Source organism: Variovorax brevis (genome assembly GCF_030317105.1).
Lineage (GTDB): Bacteria > Pseudomonadota > Gammaproteobacteria > Burkholderiales > Burkholderiaceae_C > Variovorax > Variovorax brevis.
Map to the genome: position 1 here is coordinate 567,102 of NZ_JASZYG010000004.1, position 17,278 is coordinate 584,379.

The 17,278-nt window shown below is 65.3% G+C and carries 17 protein-coding genes; 7 read left to right on the plus strand and 10 right to left on the minus strand.

Annotated features, from left to right (window positions below; all coding sequences use genetic code 11):
* Positions 1-101 precede the first annotated feature (101 nt).
* Entirely contained in the window at positions 102-1,220 is a 1,119-nt protein-coding gene (locus QTI66_RS15560; RefSeq protein ID WP_286560687.1) for a substrate-binding domain-containing protein, read from the plus strand.
* On the opposite strand, the gene QTI66_RS15565 is transcribed toward QTI66_RS15560, so the two are convergent.
* On the minus strand, positions 1,217-2,443 hold the full coding sequence (locus QTI66_RS15565; protein ID WP_286560688.1) for an SUMF1/EgtB/PvdO family nonheme iron enzyme: 1,227 nt from the start codon (positions 2,441-2,443) through the stop codon (positions 1,217-1,219). The genes QTI66_RS15560 and QTI66_RS15565 overlap by 4 nt on opposite strands.
* A 183-nt stretch (positions 2,444-2,626) precedes the next feature.
* Between QTI66_RS15565 and QTI66_RS15570 the strand changes: the two genes are divergently transcribed.
* Genes QTI66_RS15570 through QTI66_RS15580 form a run of 3 tightly spaced genes read left to right on the plus strand, consistent with a single transcriptional unit; the run spans position 2,627 to position 5,285 of the window.
* Complete coding sequence (locus QTI66_RS15570; RefSeq protein ID WP_286560689.1) at positions 2,627-3,166, plus strand: TRAP transporter small permease subunit; 540 nt, start codon at positions 2,627-2,629, stop codon at positions 3,164-3,166.
* Between the two features lie 40 nt (positions 3,167-3,206).
* Positions 3,207-4,805, plus strand: coding sequence for a TRAP transporter large permease (locus tag QTI66_RS15575; RefSeq protein WP_286560690.1), 1,599 nt, complete (start codon positions 3,207-3,209; stop codon positions 4,803-4,805).
* A 6-nt stretch (positions 4,806-4,811) separates the two neighbouring features.
* Positions 4,812-5,285 carry a hypothetical protein gene (locus QTI66_RS15580; protein ID WP_286560691.1) on the plus strand — a complete coding sequence of 158 codons (474 nt, stop codon included), beginning with the start codon at positions 4,812-4,814 and terminating at the stop codon, positions 5,283-5,285.
* Positions 5,286-5,365: 80 nt separating this feature from the next.
* Here the strand turns inward: QTI66_RS15580 and QTI66_RS15585 are convergent, their stop codons facing one another.
* The 5 genes from QTI66_RS15585 to xseB form a co-directional block, all read right to left on the minus strand.
* A complete protein-coding gene (locus QTI66_RS15585) occupies positions 5,366-5,827 on the minus strand; it encodes a hypothetical protein (protein WP_286560692.1) in 462 nt (153 codons plus the stop codon).
* A 15-nt stretch (positions 5,828-5,842) separates the two neighbouring features.
* Positions 5,843-6,925, minus strand: a complete 1,083-nt coding sequence (locus QTI66_RS15590; RefSeq protein ID WP_286560693.1) for a TRAP transporter substrate-binding protein — start codon at positions 6,923-6,925, stop codon at positions 5,843-5,845.
* A gap of 92 nt (positions 6,926-7,017) precedes the next feature.
* Positions 7,018-8,913, minus strand: a complete 1,896-nt coding sequence (gene dxs, locus QTI66_RS15595; RefSeq protein ID WP_286560694.1) for a 1-deoxy-D-xylulose-5-phosphate synthase — start codon at positions 8,911-8,913, stop codon at positions 7,018-7,020.
* A 17-nt stretch (positions 8,914-8,930) separates the two neighbouring features.
* Entirely contained in the window at positions 8,931-9,857 is a 927-nt protein-coding gene (locus QTI66_RS15600) for a polyprenyl synthetase family protein (RefSeq protein ID WP_286560695.1), read from the minus strand.
* Entirely contained in the window at positions 9,854-10,108 is a 255-nt protein-coding gene (xseB, locus tag QTI66_RS15605; protein ID WP_286560696.1) for an exodeoxyribonuclease VII small subunit, read from the minus strand. Before xseB ends, QTI66_RS15600 begins: the two co-directional genes overlap by 4 nt.
* A gap of 185 nt (positions 10,109-10,293) precedes the next feature.
* Between xseB and QTI66_RS15610 the strand changes: the two genes are divergently transcribed.
* From QTI66_RS15610 to QTI66_RS15620, 3 genes are all read left to right on the plus strand, one after another.
* Positions 10,294-11,436 carry an aromatic ring-hydroxylating oxygenase subunit alpha gene (locus tag QTI66_RS15610; RefSeq protein WP_286560697.1) on the plus strand — a complete coding sequence of 381 codons (1,143 nt, stop codon included), beginning with the start codon at positions 10,294-10,296 and terminating at the stop codon, positions 11,434-11,436.
* Between the two features lie 80 nt (positions 11,437-11,516).
* Entirely contained in the window at positions 11,517-12,440 is a 924-nt protein-coding gene (locus QTI66_RS15615) for a DMT family transporter (protein ID WP_286560698.1), read from the plus strand.
* Between the two features lie 32 nt (positions 12,441-12,472).
* On the plus strand, positions 12,473-13,381 hold the full coding sequence (locus QTI66_RS15620) for a sulfurtransferase (protein WP_286560699.1): 909 nt from the start codon (positions 12,473-12,475) through the stop codon (positions 13,379-13,381).
* Positions 13,382-13,388: 7 nt separating this feature from the next.
* Here the strand turns inward: QTI66_RS15620 and QTI66_RS15625 are convergent, their stop codons facing one another.
* From QTI66_RS15625 to QTI66_RS15640, 4 genes are all read right to left on the minus strand, one after another.
* Positions 13,389-14,669 carry an FAD-dependent oxidoreductase gene (locus QTI66_RS15625; RefSeq protein ID WP_353506200.1) on the minus strand — a complete coding sequence of 427 codons (1,281 nt, stop codon included), beginning with the start codon at positions 14,667-14,669 and terminating at the stop codon, positions 13,389-13,391.
* A complete protein-coding gene (locus QTI66_RS15630) occupies positions 14,666-14,899 on the minus strand; it encodes a hypothetical protein (RefSeq protein WP_286560700.1) in 234 nt (77 codons plus the stop codon). Before QTI66_RS15630 ends, QTI66_RS15625 begins: the two co-directional genes overlap by 4 nt.
* A gap of 170 nt (positions 14,900-15,069) precedes the next feature.
* Complete coding sequence (locus tag QTI66_RS15635) at positions 15,070-15,990, minus strand: ZIP family metal transporter (RefSeq protein ID WP_286560701.1); 921 nt, start codon at positions 15,988-15,990, stop codon at positions 15,070-15,072.
* Between the two features lie 335 nt (positions 15,991-16,325).
* Entirely contained in the window at positions 16,326-17,204 is an 879-nt protein-coding gene (locus QTI66_RS15640) for a transporter substrate-binding domain-containing protein (RefSeq protein WP_286560702.1), read from the minus strand.
* Between the last annotated feature and the right edge of the window lie 74 nt (positions 17,205-17,278).

Below are 17,278 nucleotides of genomic sequence, written 5' to 3' on the forward strand. Positions count from 1 at the left end.
CCAACAAGTATCGATGTGTGACAGCCGGCCACCTATGCAATCCATTTCATAGGTTGGTACCGAACACCATAATCCATGACATTTCCCAGAAAACGTCGAACGTGCACCAGATCGAGCTTTCCTACGCAATCACTTCCGGCGGGGCGAGCACTCGCCGCATCCGCAACCCGCTGATGGAGCTCTTGCAGGCCATCCGTGACGGCGGCTCCCTCTCGGCGGCGGCACGCAAGCTCGACTTGTCCTACCGCCACGTGTGGGGCGAAATCAGGCGCTGGGAAACCGAACTGGGCCACGCGTTGGTGTCAGGCGATCCGGGCCAGCCGGCCCAGCTGTCCGAATTCGGGGACAAGATGCTGTGGGCCGAGCGACAGGCGCAGGCGCGTCTTGCGGCGCAGATCGAGGCGCTGCACGCCGACCTGGAGCGCGCCTTTGCGCTGGCCTTCGACGATGGCACGCATGTGCTCAGCCTGCACGCCAGCCATGACGACGCACTGGTGGCCCTGCGCGCGCACAGCGCCGCCAAGGCCGCGGTGCACCTGGACATCCAGTTCACCGGCAGCGTCGACGCCATCCGTGCGCTGAACCAGGGGCGCTGCGTGATGGCGGGTTTTCACACGCAGGAGCGGCCGGCCATGGGTTCGCTGACACAGCGCACCTACAAGCCGCTGCTCCAGCCGGGCCTGCACAAGATCATCGGCTTTGCACGCCGAACCCAGGGCTTGATGGTGGCGCCAGGCAATCCGAAGGGCCTGCAATCCATTGCCGACGTGGCACGGACGAAGGCGCGATTCGTGAACCGTGCGATCGGCACCGGCACGCGAGTGCTGCTCGACGAACTGCTGGGCGAGGCCAAACTGGACGCCCGCTCACTCAAGGGCTACGCACACAGCGAGCCCTCGCATGCGGCGGTTGCCCATGCCATCAAGGCCGGGCAGGCCGATGTGGGCCTGGGCCTGGAATCCGCCGCTCGCGCTGCCGGCCTGGATTTCGTGCCGCTGGTGCACGAGCGCTACCACTTGGCATGCCTACGATCGGCGCTTGAACAACCGGCCACGAAGGCCCTGCTCACGGTCTTGCGCAGCAGCGCGTGGCAGCACCAGTTGAGCACCATGGTCGGCTACGAAGTGGCCGCGAGCGGCGAGGTGCAATCGCTCAGTGCGCTGCTGCCGTGGTGGACCTTCAAGACGCCCAAGCCGGCCCGGCCGCGCGGCCAAAACTAAAGCGCACAGGTCCGAAAGCCCAGGAACCAGTCGTCGCGCCCGGGCGATGCAAAGCCGCGCCACCGCGGCGAGCGCAGCCGCGCGCGTGTCGCGAACGAGGCGCCTCGCACCACGCGATCACGCCCCACGGCTGGTTGTGGGTCGAAGGCCGTATCCGCGCTCCAGGGATCGGCCCGGAAACCCGGCCAGAGTCGCAAGCTGCCCGCAGTCCATTCGTGCACGTCGTTCCAGCGAAAGCCGCGGCGGGTGGCGGTGTGGGCGGCAATCTCCCACTCCACTTCGGTGGCGATGCGGCGCCCCGCCCAGCGGGCCCATGCGTCGGCCTCCCACCAGCTCAGGTGCATCGCGCTCTGATGCCCCGCGGCGCGAACGGTGACGCCAAAACGCCGCTGCAGCACCGAGCCGCCTGTGCCGTGCCGCGCGGCGCCGATCTGCTCGACGTGGCGTGGCCCGCGGCGCTCGTTGGCCTGCAGCCACGCCCAGCCTTCGGGCGACCAGAGTTCGGGTCGGTCATAGCCGCCGTCGTCGACGAACTCCACGAACTGGTACCAGTTGACGGGTTGCGCATCGATCTCGAATTCCGGGATGGACACCGTGTGCGCGCCGCATTCCTGCGCAAAGGCAAAGCCGGCGCCCTCGCCGGTCTCGCGGCCCAGGCTCCATTGCGTGGCGGGCATCAGCAGCGGCTCGCGCGTGGCGAGGGTCGGCGGCAGCTCGGCGCCGATCTGCAAGCCGAGAGTCTGCGCCATCACCACGAGCTGTTCGCCGCGCAGGTCTTCGTGGAACAGCGCGAGGCGATAGAAGTACAGGCCCGCGTCGGTCTCGGCGGCCTTGTCGAGCAGTTCCAGCGTGCTTTCAAGGGTCTCGAGCAGGTAGGCCTTGGTCTGCACGAGGTCCGGGAAGTCGCGCGACCAATGGTCATCGGCAGCGCCCTGCACGGGGCCCCACCAGCCATCGGCCAGCGGCTCGATCGACGCAAGCCGGGTGGGTCGCACCGGGCAATCGACGCCCATGGCGCGCTGCGTGTTGCGCGCAATCCACCACTCCGCGAACCAGCCGATGTGACCGGCGAGCCAGACGGGCGGAACCGCGTCGTCGACCTGCGGAACCTGCGCCAGGCCCGCCTTGGCGAGTGCCTGTTCGTACAGGGTGAGCAGGTGCAGCGTGTGGTTGCGTGCGTCGATCAACGCCAGCGAAAGCAGTTCACGTCCGGCGTGGCGCATGTCCGGATCGTCAATCGAATGCGGATGGGAAGGTGACGGCGCCATTGCCTCATTATGGTGCTCAGGGAAACTCCTTTGAGCAGGCCGGCGGATGCCCCGAAGCGCACGGTTAACATTGCGGGCTTTGTGCGCACCGCTCCGCGCACGCCGTTTTTTGTTTGATCAGGCCGGGAGACAAACACCTTGTCCGCACTTCTTCAATTCTCACGCTGCATGGACTGGATCAGCAGCCAGCTCGGCAAGGTCGCCGCGTGGACCGTGCTGAGCGCCGCGCTGATTTCCGCAGGCAACGCCTTCGTGCGCTTCGGACTCAACACGAGTTCCAACGCCTGGCTCGAAATCCAGTGGTACCTGTTCGCCGCGACCGTGATGCTCGGCGCACCGGTGGTGCTCAAGCTCAACGAGCACGTGCGCGTGGACATCATCTACGGCAAGCTCAAAGGCCACGGCCCGGTGTACATCGACCTGTTCGGGCTGCTGGTCTTCCTGCTCCCGGCCATGGCCGTCATCGCGTGGCTGAGCTGGCCGCTGTTCCGCGGCATGTACATCTCCGGCGAGATGTCGAACAACTCTGGTGGCCTGATCCGCTGGCCCGCCATGCTGCTGCTGCCGCTGGGCTTCGGATTGATGTTCCTGCAAGGCGTGTCGGAAGTGATCAAGCGCGTTGCCTACCTGATGGGTCTCATAGAGATGGACACCCACTACGAGAAGCCAGTGCAGTGATGGCGCGCTGAACAACCAGACAAACAGGACAGCCTACAAAATGCATATGGAAAACTTCGCGCCGATCATGTTCGGCGGTCTGGTGCTGATCATGCTGATCGGCTTCCCGGTGGCCTTCTCGCTGGCCGCGCTGGGCATGGCTTCCGGCTTCTTCGCGATCCAGATGGGATGGTTCCCGGCGGTGTTCATGGAGAACCTGCCGATCAACATCTTCGGCATCCTGTCGAACGACTTGCTGCTCGCGATTCCGTTCTTCACCTTCATGGGGGCCATCCTCGAGAAGTGCGGCCTCGCCGAAGACATGCTCGACTCGATGGGCCAGCTCTTCGGCACGGTGCGCGGCGGCCTGGGCTACTCGGTCATCATCGTGGGCTTCATCCTTGGCGCCATCACCGGCACGGTGGCGGGCCAGGTGATCGCCATGGCGCTGATCTCGCTGCCGGTGATGATCCGCTACGGCTACAACATGCGCTACGCGACCGGCGTGCTGGCGGCCTCGGGCACCATCACGCAACTGGTGCCGCCGTCGCTGGTGCTCATCGTCATGGCCGACCAGCTCGGCCGCTCGGTGGGCGACATGTACCGCGGCGCGTGGGGTCCGTCGATCCTGCAGGTGCTGATCTTCGCGGGCTATACCTTCCTGCTCGGCGTGTTCAAGCCGCACCACATCCCCGGCATTCCGAAAACGGCGCGCACGCTCAGCGGCGCCAAGCTCTGGGCCAAGTGCCTGCGCGGCATCATTCCCTCGGCCATCCTGATCTTCGCGGTGCTTGGCTCGATGGGCGGCCTGCCCGGCATCGACACCGCCATCGCCACGCCGACGGAAGCCGGCGCGATGGGCGTGGTCGGCGCGCTGATCCTGGCCGCGATGCACAAGCGCCTGTCGCTGACGCTGATGTGGGAAGCGATGGTCGGCACCATGCGCCTCACCGCCATGGTGGTGTTCATCCTGATTGGTGCACGCGTGTTTTCGATGGTGTTCCAGGGCGTGGACGGCGCCAAGTGGGTCGAGCACATGCTCACCGGCTTGCCGGGCGGCCAGATCGGCTTCCTGATCGCGGTCAACCTGTTCATCTTCTTCCTGGCCTTCTTCCTAGACTTCTTCGAGATCGCCTTCATCATCTTGCCGATGCTCGGCCCGGTCGCGGCCAAGCTGGGCATCGACCTGGTGTGGTTCGGCGTGCTGCTGTGCGTGAACATGCAGACCAGCTTCATGCATCCGCCATTCGGCTTTGCGCTGTTCTATTTGCGAGGCATCGCCGACACGTTGTTCAAGGAAAAGCGCATCGAGAAACCGGTGCTGTCCAACGACATCTACCTCGGCGCGATTCCGTGGGTGCTGATGCAGCTCATCCTGGTGGCGATCGTGATCTTCGTGCCGGAAACGGTGACGATGTTCCTCACCAAGGAAGAAGCCGTCGACATCGACAAGGTGCAGATCGAGGTGCCGATGGAAAGCAGCGACTCGAAGTCCGGTGACACCGGCGCGGGCGAGAACCCGTTCGGCGATGCCACGAAGGAGCCGGCCGCGCCTGGCAGCACGGGCGAGAGCGCTGGCGAGAATCCGTTCGGCGACGCGCCGAAGGAAGAGCCCGCCAAGCCGGACGCTCCGGCCCCGGCCGAGCCCGGGAAGAAGTAAGCGCGCTTGGGTCCCGCACCGTTCCGTTTCGAGCCGTCCACGCCCGGCGGCGTGGTCGAGGGTCCGGCGTTCTCGTTGCCGTTCAAGCTGCTGGCCACCGTCATCGTTGGCGGTTGTGCCTTCTGGCTTGCACAGCTGTGGGCTGCCGGTGCGCTGGGCAGCGCGAAGACCGGCGGCCTCGGCTGGTTTCTTGCCGGCATGGCCCTCATGGGCTGGACCTGGCTGGCCATCATGCGCAGCCGCACCCGGCTCGATGCAAGCGGCCTTTACCAGCGCTGGATCTGGGACAAGCACATGGCGCTGGACGACCTGGCCTTCGCCAAACTGATCCGGGTGCCCGGCCTCGACTGGCTCATCGCGCCGCGCCTGTACGTGCGCACGCTCGTCGGCAAGTTCGCCGTGTTCTACGCCGCATCACCCGAAATGATCCGCGAGTTCCAGCGACTCGTCGCCGAACTCAAGGCTGCGCGCGCGTTCTGAGCGCCCTCCCCGCACGCAGCTATTGCTGCGTTGATGGTAGCCACGATCCCACTCCGTTGCGTTTGCCTGGATATGACGCACTACAAACGCAGCACGGAGATCACATCCATGCTTGTGTTGCATTGATCGCAGATGGCCAGAGGCCCGCGGCTGGCAAGAAAGGAATTGCGCTTGCCTTCGTCGTCGCCAAACATGAACAGGTCAGGCACCGGCGCGCTGTAGATTCGAAGGCCTTCACCACACCGCCGACATGTCATGTGATTGCTGTTTGCAAATGCCCACGCGGCCTCGGCGAGGTCGCTTGTGCGGTTGAGTGATGCTGAAACTTGCATGGCTGTCTCCGTTGTTGGGCTCAGTTCAAAGGTAACAAGCGCCTCATTGCTGCGCAACTGGACTTTGGTGCAGCGCTTCTTCGCAGCGCGCTCGATTGCACTGCGACGATGCCCTCTCGCCACCACGCTGCGCCCACAAAAAAACCGCGCTGAAAGAGCGCGGTTTTTTGAAGACCCAAAGGACTCAGTGAACCGGCTTTGCCGGCCCACTGATGCGGTGCATGCTCAGAGCTTGATCGACTGCATGTAGCTGTCGAAGCGACCTTCCGCCACGCGGAACCATGCCACCTGGTCCTTCTGGAAAGTGGCGAAGTCGCTGTAGATCTTCTTCCACTCGGGGCTCTTGGCGCTGTTCTCTTCGTACACCTGCAGCGAAGCCTTGTACGACGCATCCAGGATTTCCTTGCTGAAGGGCAAGAGCTTGGTCTTGGCACCGATCAGTTGCTTGAGTGCCGTCGGGTTGCGTGCGTCGTACTTGGCCAGCATGTCGGTCGCAGCCAATGCCGAAGCGGCGGAGATGATGGCCTTGTTCTCGGCCGACAGGGCATCGAAGGCCTTCTGGTTGATGAAGAAGTCCACTTCCGGACCGCCTTCCCACCAGCCGGGGTAGTAGTAGTTCGGTGCAACCTTGTTGAAGCCCAGCTTCTGGTCGTCGTACGGACCCACCCATTCGGCCGCGTCGATCGTGCCCTTTTCGAGGGCTTGATAGATTTCGCCGCCAGGGATGCTTTGCGGCACGACGCCCAGCTTGGTCATCACGTCGCCCACGAGGCCGCCGCCCAGGCGCATCTTCAGGCCCTTGAGGTCAGCGGGGGTCTTGATTTCCTTGCGGAACCAGCCACCCATCTGCGTGCCGGTGTTGCCGCCGGCGAAGCTGCGCATGCCGTAGTTGGCATAGAACTCGTCCATGAGCTTGCGGCCGTTGCCGTGCATCATCCACGCGTTCATCTGGCGTGCGTTCAGGCCGAAGGGAATGGCCGAGCCCATCGCAAATGCGGGGTTCTTGCCGTAGAAGTAGTAAGGCACCGTGTGGCAAGCCTCGACCGAGCCTTGCTGCACGCCATCCACCACGCCGAAGGCAGGCATCAGTTCGCCAGCTGCGTGCACGGAGATTTCGAACTTGCCACCGGACATGGCCTTGACCGCGTTCGCGAACACTTCACCGCCACCATAGATCGTGTCGAGTGGCTTGGGAAAGCTGGAAGCCAGACGCCAGCGAACGGCGGCCTGGGCATGGACTGCTGGCGCGATGCCGGCAGCCAGAACGCCGGCGATGCCAGCATTCTTGATGAGTGAACGACGATCCATTGTGAAATGACTCCGAGTGCAATTGGAAAAAAGAAAACGCGGCAGCTGGCCGCGTTGTCGACTGTTCAAGCCCCTGCAATTGTAAAAACTGCTTACAGGGCACTGGTGCGGGTTTTCCCTGCGAATACATTGTGCTCAGCTGGACGACCGAATCGCTCTGCAATGGATTGCTCGATGCTCGTCGCATCGAGCCCGACGCCCGCAAGCAACTTGGCCGGATCGCCATGCTCGATGAAGCGATCGGGCAGTCCCAGATGCAGCGTAGGCCGTGCAATGCCAGCGGCCTGCAGCGCCTCTGACACGGCACTGCCGGCACCACCCATGACAGCGCCCTCTTCGACCGTGACGATGGCCTCATGCGTTCGCGCGATTTGCAGCAGCATGGTCTCGTCCAGCGGCTTGGCCCAACGCATGTTGACGACCGTGGCGTCGAGTGCTTCAGCCGCCTTCAGCGCGGGATACAGCAACGTGCCAAAAGCGAGGATGGCAATGCGCGAGCCTTCGCGGCGGATCTCCGCCTTGCCGAACGGCAGCGAATCCAGCGACAGCCTGGGCACCGTGCCAACGCCGGCACCACGCGGATAGCGCACCGCCACCGGGTGGTCCTGCTCGAAGGCACTGGTCAACAGCTGCCTGCATTCCGCTTCGTCCGCGGGGCACGCAATGCTCATGTTGGGAATGCAGCGCAGGAAGGGGATGTCGTAGGCGCCAGCATGCGTTGCACCGTCAGCGCCGACAAGGCCCGCACGGTCGAGCGCAAACACCACCGGCAGGTTCTGGATCGCGACGTCGTGAATCAACTGGTCGTACGCGCGTTGCAGGAAGGTCGAGTAGATCGCGACCACCGGCTTGAGCCCTTCGCAGGCCAGACCCGCGGCGAAGGTCACGGCGTGTTGTTCGGCAATGCCGACGTCGTAGTAGCGACCGGGAAAGCGTTGCTCGAACTCCACCATGCCCGAGCCTTCGCGCATCGCCGGCGTGATGCCCACGAGCCGGCCGTCTTGCGCGGCCATGTCGCACAGCCAGTGGCCGAAGACCTGCGTGAAGGTCGTCTTGGGTACCGTTGCGGGCTTGACCAGGCCGACGGAAGGATCGAACTTGCCCGGCCCGTGATAGGCCACCGGATCGACCTCGGCCAGCTTGTAGCCCTGCCCCTTCTTGGTGACGACGTGCAGGAACTGCGGGCCGTTCAGGTGCTTGAGGTTTTCCAGCGTGGGAATCAGCGAATCGAGGTCGTGGCCATCGATGGGGCCCACGTAGTTGAAGCCGAACTGCTCAAACAGCGTGGCGGGCACGACCATGCCCTTGGCGTGTTCTTCCAGGCGCTTGGCCAGCTCGAACAACGGCGGCGCCTTGCGCAGCACCGTCTTGCCGGCGTTCTTGGCAGCCGCGTAGAAGTTGCCGCTCATCAATTGCGCCAGGTAGCGGTTGAGCGCACCCACGGGCGGGCTGATCGACATGTCGTTGTCGTTCAGGATCACGAGCAGCTTGCAGTCGCACACGCCCGCGTTGTTCAGGGCCTCGAAGGCCATGCCGGCCGTGAGCGCGCCGTCGCCGATGATGGCCACTGCATGGCGGTCCTCGCCCTTCTGCCTGGCGGCCATGGCCATGCCCAGCGCCGCGGAAATGCTGGTCGACGAATGCGCGGTGCCGAAGGTGTCGTATTCGCTCTCGCTGCGCTGCGGAAAGCCCGAGAGGCCGCCGAGCTGGCGCAGGGACGGCATGCGATCGCGCCGGCCCGTGAGGATCTTGTGCGGATAGGTCTGGTGGCCCACGTCCCACACGAGACGGTCGTGCGGCGTGTTGAACACGTGATGCAGCGCCACCGTGAGCTCGACCGTGCCGAGGTTGGAGCTCAAGTGTCCGCCGGTGCGCGAAACGTTGTCGAGCACGCAGGCGCGTACCTCGTCGGCCAGCTGCTTGAGCTGCTGGCGATCGAGGCGACGCAGCGCGGAGGGATCGGAAATGGTGGGAAGAAGCGGAACCATCGGGGGGTCTTCTTTTGTTATCGGTCGCGGTCGACGACCATTTTGGCGAGCGCGCGCAGCGCGCCCGTTTCGGGAAGGCCGCAGCGGTCGAGTGCGGCCAGCGCTTCATCCAGCAGCTGGCTGGCCTCAGCGCGTGCGCCTTCGAGCCCCAGCAGGGAAACATAGGTGGGCTTGTCGCTGGCGGCGTCCTTGCCGGCTGTCTTGCCCAGGGTGTGCGAGTCGGCCGTGACGTCGAGGATGTCGTCCACCACTTGAAATGCAAGGCCAAGTGCGGCGCCGTATTCGCGCAGCGCGGCCAGCTTCGCCGGCGCCAGTTCAGCAGCGCACGCCGCGCCCATTTCGACGCTGCCTTGCAGCAGGGCACCCGTCTTCAGGCGATGCATCTGGCGCAGGCTGGCTTCGTCGAGCGCGACGCCGACGCTGGCCAGGTCGATGGCCTGTCCGCCCGCCATGCCTTCGCTGCCGGCGGCGCGCGCCAGCAGGCGGCACAACCTGGCCTGCACTGCGGCCGGGATGCCGGCGTCGTCGGGCGTGAGGAGTTCAAAGGCCAGCGCCTGCAGTGCGTCGCCGGCGAGGAGCGCATCGGCTTCGCCGAACTTGACGTGCACCGTGGGCTTGCCGCGGCGCAGGACATCGTTGTCCATGCAGGGCAAGTCGTCGTGCACCAGCGAATAGGCGTGGATGAGTTCGGTCGCGCAGGCGGCTCGCAGCGCTGCTTCGGGGTTGCCGCCCACGGCCTCGTTGGCCGCCAGCACCAGCAGGGGCCGCAGGCGCTTTCCGCCGTCGAGCACGGCATAGCGCATGGCGTCGCCCAGGAGGACCGGCGCATCGACGCCCACCCAACGCGACAGGGCCGCCTCCACGCGGTCCAGGTGCGGCTGGCTCCAGGCGGCCAGCCGTTGGGCGTCCCACTGCGCGGGGGCTTCGAGTGCGGAAGTTGTCATTCGTTGGACCACGTTTTCAGGCTGCCTGCATCGAGCACCTTGATTTGATCTTCGACCGCCTGCAGCTTGTCGCGGCAGAAGGCGAGCAAGGCGGCGCCGCGCTGGTAGCCGCCCAACAGCTGATCCAGCGGGAGTTGCCCCGATTCGAGCGCGGCAACGAGTTGCTCGAGTTCCTGGAGCCCCGCCTCGTACGTGGCTGGCAACTCGGTGGTCTCGTTTGCGGTGGTGGAGGATGGGGGCGCCTTGGGCATGCGAACTCTGGGTGAAACCAGTCATTTTAGGGCGGGGTACAAAGTCACACTGCCGGGTACAATCCGGGGCTCTTCACCGGCAACGCCCAAGCGGTGCATCGCATACCGATTGCACCATTCGTTGTTCAATTGTTTTTTCGCTTTTCTCCCTCTTTCGCCGTGTAGGGAGCTTGGTCAGGTCGCCCATGTCTGATTTAAGTCTTCAACTGCAACAGGCTGCCAGCCAACTTCACGTTTCAGCGTATTTCGACGAAACGCTCTACGCCCGCGAGATGCAGACGCTCTTCGCTGGCGGGCCGCGCTATGTCGGTCACCGCCTTGCCGTGCCGGAGCCGGGCAACTTCCACACCCTGCCGCAGGAACACCAGGGCCGCGCGCTGGTGCACACGCCCAAGGGCGTGGAGCTGGTTTCCAACGTCTGCCGCCACCGCCAGGCCGTGATCCTGCAAGGGCGAGGCACGCTCGAGGCGCAAACGGGCGGCAACATCGTGTGCCCGCTGCACCGCTGGACCTACGCCGCGGCCGATCCGCGCACCACCGGCACACTGATCGGTGCACCGCATTTCTCGCAGGACCCCTGCCTGAACCTGCACAACTATCCGATCACCGAGTGGAACGGCCTGCTGTTCGAGAACAACGGCCGCGACATCGGCGCCGATCTCGCCCGGCTGGGCCCGCGCGCCGAACTCGACTTCGAAGGCTACGCGCTGGACCACGTCGAGCTGCACGAGTGCAACTACAACTGGAAGACCTTCATCGAGGTCTACCTCGAGGACTACCACGTGGGGCCGTTCCATCCGGGCCTGGGCAGCTTTGTCACCTGCGACGACCTGCGCTGGGAGTTCAACAAGAACTACTCCGTGCAGACCGTGGGCGTGGCCAATCGGCTGGGGCGCGCCGGAAGCCCGGTGTACCAGCACTGGCAAGAGCAGTTGCTGAAATACCGCGAAGGCAAGCCGCCGAAGTTCGGCGCCATCTGGCTCACCTACTACCCGCACGTGATGATCGAGTGGTATCCGCACGTGCTCACCGTGTCGACGCTGCACCCCGTCGGGCCGCAGAAAACGCTGAACATGGTGGAGTTCTTCTACCCCGAGGAGATCGTCGCTTTCGAGCGCGAGTTCGTCGAGGCGCAGCGCGCCGCCTACATGGAAACCTGCGTGGAAGACGACGAGATCGCCGAGCGCATGGACGCCGGCCGCCGCGCGCTCATGCTGCGTGGCGACGACGAAAGCGGCCCCTACCAGAGCCCCATGGAAGATGGCATGCAGCAGTTCCACGAGTGGTATCGCACGGAGATGCAGCCACCCCTGGCGGCGGCTGCCTGATTCCCGGCCTTCGCGATCCTGCGCCCACGTGCGGCGTGGGCTGGTCATTTCCTTTCTGACGACGAAAAAGAACAAACTGCATGCAAGCCCTCTGGATGGTTCTGGGCGCCTTCATCTTTGCATCGATGGGCGTGTGCGTGAAGCTTGCTTCAGACTGGTACGGCAGTGCCGAACTGGTGTTCTGGCGCGGCGTCATCGGCATCATCTTCATCGGCTTGCTGGCGCGGCACCGCGGCGTGTCGCTGGCCACGCGCTATCCGGGCATGCATGCGTGGCGAAGCCTGATTGGCGTGACCTCGCTCGGCGCGTGGTTCTACGCCATCGCCCACATGCCGCTGGCCACCGCCATGACGCTCAACTACATGAGCAGCGTGTGGATCGCGGCTTTCCTGGTGGGCGGTGCGCTGCTGGCATGGGTGCCCGTGCCGGGTCGCGATGGCCGGGCCACGCGCCCGCCGCTGCAGGCGCCGCTGGTGCTCACCGTGCTGGCGGGCTTTGGCGGCGTCGTGCTCATGCTGCGTCCCACCGTCGGCGACAACCAGGGCTTCGCGGGGCTGATGGGGCTGCTGTCGGGCCTGACGGCCGCCTTTGCGTACATGCAGGTCGTGGCGCTCTCGCGCATCGGCGAGCCTGAAACGCGCACCGTTTTCTACTTTGCCCTCGGCTCCGCCATTGCAGGCGCCGGCGGCTCGATCGCGACAGGCCTGTCGCCCTGGGACTGGCGTCATGCCATCTGGCTGCTGCCGGTGGGCGTGCTGGCCGCGCTCGGACAACTCTGCATGACCCGCGCCTACGCGACCGCAAAGACCGAGAGCGGTACGCTGCTTGTGGCCAACCTTCAGTATTCGGGCATCGTTTTTGCGGGGATGTACAGCCTCGTGGTGTTCAATGACCGCATCGACGGGCTCGGCTGGGCCGGCATGGCGCTGATCGTTGCCAGCGGCATTGCGGCCACCGTGCTGCGCCAGCGCGCAGTGCCCAGGGCGCCGGCCGAAGAGCATTGAAAAAGAAGAAACTTCGCCAAGGAGAATCCGACATGCCTTACGCCACCCTCATCACGCCGGCGCAGCTGCAAGCCCTGCAGGCCAGTGCCACGCCATTCATGGTGTTCGACTGCAGCTTTGACCTGATGCACCCCGAGGCCGGCGTACAGCAGTACCGCGGAGCGCACATTCCCGGCGCGGTCTATGCCAACCTCGACACCGATTTGAGCGCCAAGCACGGCGTTCCGGGCAAGGGCGGTGTGGTGGTGGCGCAGGAATCCGGTGAGCCCTGCTCTGGCGGGCGCCATCCGCTGCCCAGCCGCGAAAGCTTTGCGGCGTGGCTGTCGAGTGTCGGATTTGCCAACAACATGCAGGCCGTCGTGTACGACCGCAACGGCGCCAACTACTGCGGACGCCTGTGGTGGATGCTCAAGTGGATGGGCCACGACGCCGCAGCCGTGCTCGATGGCGGCCTGCAGGGCTGGCAAGCCGAAGGTGGCGAGGTGACCGATCGCGAGGAGCCGACGCATTTCCAGTCGAACTTCGTGCAGGGCGAGCCCCTGGTCACCCTGCTGGGCACCCGGGACGTCGCCAGCCGGCTCGAATCACCGACGCAAACGCTGGTGGATGCGCGGGCTGCGCCCCGCTACCGCGGCGAAGTGGAGCCGCTGGACCCGATCGCCGGCCACATCCCCGGCGCGCTCAACCGGCCCTTCAGCGAAAACATCGGGTCGGACGGCAAGTTCAAGCCGGCGGCGCAATTGCGTGCCGAGTTCGAGGCCCTGCTGGCGGGCCGCGATCCCGCGACGGTTGTGCACCAGTGCGGCAGCGGGGTCAGCGCCGTGCCCAACCTCCTCGCCATGCAGGTGGCCGGCCTGGGCACGGCGGCGCTGTACGCGGGCAGTTGGAGCGAATGGTCCAACACGCCGGGATTGCCTACTCGCCAAGGGGCGGAACCCTGAAATCCGTTCAGTCCGGCCGCACCCGCTCGGGTCGCACGCCGACGCCGACGGCGTAGGCCGGAATCCCCTGGAGCGCGGGGAATCGCTGCAAGAGCTTCACCACCCACGGCACCTGGAAGGGCGTGCCGCGCCCGCTGCTCTGGAGCACGGGCTTGAGCAGGCGGTTCTGGATCGCGACCTGAACCGCTTGCGTGATGCGCGCCGGAAACAGGCGCCGCGCCTGCACCGTTGCGAGCAGCGGCGTCAGTTCGTCCGCCGTGACGCGCGGATCGGCCAGCGCGTCGCGCAACAGGTTGGCCGTGGCAACGGCGTCCTGCACCGCGAGGTTGATGCCAACGCCACGGACCGGCGACATCGCATGGGCCGCGTCGCCGATGCAAAGCAAGCCCGGCTTCCACCACTGCTCAAGGCGATCGACCGTGACGCTCAGGAGCTTCACGTCATCCCATGACGCGATGTGGTCCACGCGGTCGTGCAGAAAGGGCGCAACCTGCGCGACCTCGGCACGGAACGCCGGCAAGCCCCGCGCTTGCGTCGCCTCGATGCCACCCTTGCCGATGACGAAGGCGCATTGCCAGTACGTTCCGCGGTCGATGGTGGCCATGAAATGCCCCGTGTCGATGAAGCCGCCGGTCTCGTTCGGGTCGCCTGTGCGCTTGGGCAAGCGCAGCCAGAGCACGTCGATGGGCGCGCCGATGTCGCGCACCTTCAGGCCCGCCGCACCGCGCAAGACGGAATGGCGCCCATCCGCGGCAATCACCAGGTCCGCCGTGATGTTCGCCAGCGCGCCATGGACATCCTTGATTTCCACGCCCCTGACGTGGCCGCCGCGTTGCACGAGGTGGACGGCTTCCGCGTCGAGCATCAGGCGAAAGTTTGCGTAACGCTCCGCCTCGTCGCGCACGAAGTCCAGGAACTCCCATTGTGGAACCATCGCGATGAAGGGTGGGTGTTTGCGCAATCGCCCGAAGTCGGCCAGCACCACGCGTTGGCCGGAAATGGTGCCGCGCAAGAGCGTCGCCTTGTCGTGGGACCGGGCGAGAAAGGCATCGAGCAGTCCGAGGTCGGACATGACGGCGAGCGTGGACGGATGCACCGTGTCCCCACGAAAGTCGCGCAGGAAATCGCCGTGCTTTTCCAGAACGACGACATCAATCCCGGCCCGTGCCAGCAGCAGGGCCAGCATCATCCCTGCAGGGCCGCCCCCCGCGATGCAACATCGAGCATTGCGAAGGACCGGGGCGTGCAGCGCACTGGCCGCGAGGCCCGGCGACGCAGGCGTGGTCAGTCGGGCGCCTGCATCACGCGGTCGAACTCCTCGTCCGCCAGCACGTTGTCGGCGTCGAGCTCGCTCGCGTCAGTGAGGTCCAGCCCCGTTTCGTCGGCGAGTTCGTCCGGCGCATCGGGATCGTCTTCTTCTTCGGCCTCTTCCGGCTCGAAACCGCCTTCCGGCATCTGCTTGCCAGCCTTGACGCTGGGAGGCTGGGCGGATGGAGGCTTTGAAACGGCGCGCGTCATGATTGGATTCCTTGATGACGGGGACCAGCGGCCTGCACAGGCCACCGGCGGACAAAACCCGATGTTGCGCGCGTTTGGCGCCCAGCGCCAGAGTCAAGGCCAAACGACGATGTCAGAAAATGTGCCGCGCCGGCGCGGTCCCGGAGGCGGTCCCTGCGCTCAGCCCCGTGTCAGGGTGCGCGGCTGGCCGGCTGGTGCGTGTGCGGCGCCGCGCCCGTTTCGCGTTCGTGCCCGTGGTCGCCGTGGGCCAGCCGGCTCACCAGCGTCACCATGACGATTCCCGCCGCCAGCCACGCGATCTGCATCCCGGTCTGGCGTGCGGTGAGCCGCCGCTGGAGCTGCGGAATCAGGTCCGCCAGCGCCACGTAAATGAAGCTGCTGCCGGCAAGCACGAGGAAATAGGGCAGCAGGCTGTGCAACTGGTCCACCAGCCACCAGCCCACCAGCCCGCCCAGCGCCGTCATGGTGCCCGCCAGCGAGACCTTGACGAAGGCCATGCGCGCATCGGGCGACGTCTGGCGCAGCACGACCAGGTCGCCGATGTGGTGCGGCACCTCGTGCGCGAGCACGGCAAGCGCGGCGACCGCGCCGAGCCGCAGGTCCGCCGTGAAGGCCGAGGCGATCAGGATGCCGTCGCCGAAGCAATGGACGCTGTCGCCGGTGAGCACGGCCCATCCACCGGCACGCGGAGCGGCGTGGCCATGCGCGTCGTTGTGACCGTTGTGGTGATGATGGTGGTGTGCGTGCCCATGGTCGTGCGCCTTGCCGTGCTCGCCTTCGCCGCCGTGGTGGTGTTCATGGCCGTGGTGCCACAGCTCCGCCTTGTCAAGAAGGAAGAAGAACACCAGCCCGAACAGCAGCATGGCGAACAGGACGGCCGGCTCGATGCCGCTTTCGAAGGCCTCGGGCAACAGGTGCATGAAGGCCGTTGCCAGCAAAGCGCCTGCCGCAAGGCTGAGCAGCGACTGCGCGCCCTGCCCCGCCTCGCCCGCACCGCTGCGGTCCACGCCGAGGCGAAGCAGCAAAGCTGCGATCCAGACACTGCCGATGCCCGAGACGAGCGTCGCGGCGATGATTGCTACCAGATTCATGGGCGCTGAGAAAAAGCAAAGCCGACCTTCGTCGGCTTTTCCGTCAAGAGGGGGACCCGCGCCGCTTTGCGGCACGCCTTTGATCTTAACAATCGTGTCAAGCGCTCTCGCTCGTTGGCGTCACATACGATCCCACCGCTTCAAGCGGGAACGCGATCATTCGCGGAACACCGCGGAACCGGCTTTGCCGGGCCGCTGGTGTTGCCCCCGGCAGGGGGTTGGAGGCTACACGAAGTGAGCAAGCCTGGGGGCGAGCAACAATTCGCCGGGCCGCTGGTGTTGCCCCCGGTAGGGGGTTGGAGGCTACACGAAGTGAGCAAGCCTGGGGGCGAGCTTCATGTCGCGGGTTTGTCGCTTGGCGCCTTGATGTTGTCCTTGAGCTGCTGGCTCATCGGCAGGCCCACGGGCGTGTTCTTGGGCGGGATGGGCGAGAGGAACCACTTGGTGTACATCTTCTCGAACTCGCCGCTCTTCATGAGGCCGACGAAGGTGTCGTCCACCAGTTGCTTGAAGGCCGGATCGTCCTTGGGCAGCATGCAGGCGTAGGGCTCGACCTGCAGCGCTTCGCCCACCACTTCGAAGTCCGACGGCGTCTTGGCGTTGCCCATGAGGCCGTACAGCAGGATGTCGTCCATCGCAAAGGCCACGGCGCGGTCGGACTCGACCAGCAGGAAGGCGTCGGCATGGTCCTTGGCCAGCACGATGTCCATGCCCAGGTTGTTGTCGTTGTTGTACTTGCGCATGACCTGCGCGTTCGTCGTGCCGGTGGTCGTCGCCATGGTCTTCTTCGCCAGGTCGGCGTAGTCCTTGATCTTCGAGGACTTCTTCACCAGCAGGCGCGTGCCGGTATAGAAGTGGTTGACGGCAAAGCTCACGTCCTTGGCGCGCTGGGAGTTGTTGGTGGTCGAGCCGCACTCCAGGTCCACCGTGCCGTTGGTGATGAGCGGAATGCGGTTTTGCGAGGTGACCGGCATCAGCGCGACTTCGAGGTTCGGCTTGTTGAGCTTCTTCTTTACCGCCTCGACCACCGCGTTGGACAACTCGACCGAGAAGCCGATGGGCTTGTCAGGCCCGTTCAGGTAGCTGAACGGCACCGAAGACTCGCGATACGCCAGCGTGATCTTGCCGGACTGCGCAATCTTGGCCAGCGTATCGGCCGCGTGCGCGCCGGTGGCGGTCAGCAAAACCGCGGCCATCAGGACGGAAAACTTCATGCGAACCCTCTATGGAATGTGTGAAAGATTCAGTGTAAGAACGAGTTGCAACTTGATGCAATTCCTTTTCACCC

What these genes read in the sequence shown, in the direction of transcription:
- QTI66_RS15565 (WP_286560688.1), bottom strand. Translation starts at nt 2,443, where the DNA reads ATGCGCCACGCCGGACGTGAACTGCTTTCGCTGGCGTTGATCGACGCA.
- QTI66_RS15575 (WP_286560690.1), top strand. Translation starts at nt 3,207, where the DNA reads ATGCATATGGAAAACTTCGCGCCGATCATGTTCGGCGGTCTGGTGCTG.
- QTI66_RS15590 (WP_286560693.1), bottom strand. Translation starts at nt 6,925, where the DNA reads ATGGATCGTCGTTCACTCATCAAGAATGCTGGCATCGCCGGCGTTCTG.
- dxs (WP_286560694.1), bottom strand. Translation starts at nt 8,913, where the DNA reads ATGGTTCCGCTTCTTCCCACCATTTCCGATCCCTCCGCGCTGCGTCGC.
- QTI66_RS15600 (WP_286560695.1), bottom strand. Translation starts at nt 9,857, where the DNA reads ATGACAACTTCCGCACTCGAAGCCCCCGCGCAGTGGGACGCCCAACGG.
- xseB (WP_286560696.1), bottom strand. Translation starts at nt 10,108, where the DNA reads ATGCCCAAGGCGCCCCCATCCTCCACCACCGCAAACGAGACCACCGAG.
- QTI66_RS15610 (WP_286560697.1), top strand. Translation starts at nt 10,294, where the DNA reads ATGTCTGATTTAAGTCTTCAACTGCAACAGGCTGCCAGCCAACTTCAC.
- QTI66_RS15615 (WP_286560698.1), top strand. Translation starts at nt 11,517, where the DNA reads ATGCAAGCCCTCTGGATGGTTCTGGGCGCCTTCATCTTTGCATCGATG.
- QTI66_RS15620 (WP_286560699.1), top strand. Translation starts at nt 12,473, where the DNA reads ATGCCTTACGCCACCCTCATCACGCCGGCGCAGCTGCAAGCCCTGCAG.
- QTI66_RS15630 (WP_286560700.1), bottom strand. Translation starts at nt 14,899, where the DNA reads ATGACGCGCGCCGTTTCAAAGCCTCCATCCGCCCAGCCTCCCAGCGTC.
- QTI66_RS15635 (WP_286560701.1), bottom strand. Translation starts at nt 15,990, where the DNA reads ATGAATCTGGTAGCAATCATCGCCGCGACGCTCGTCTCGGGCATCGGC.
- QTI66_RS15640 (WP_286560702.1), bottom strand. Translation starts at nt 17,204, where the DNA reads ATGAAGTTTTCCGTCCTGATGGCCGCGGTTTTGCTGACCGCCACCGGC.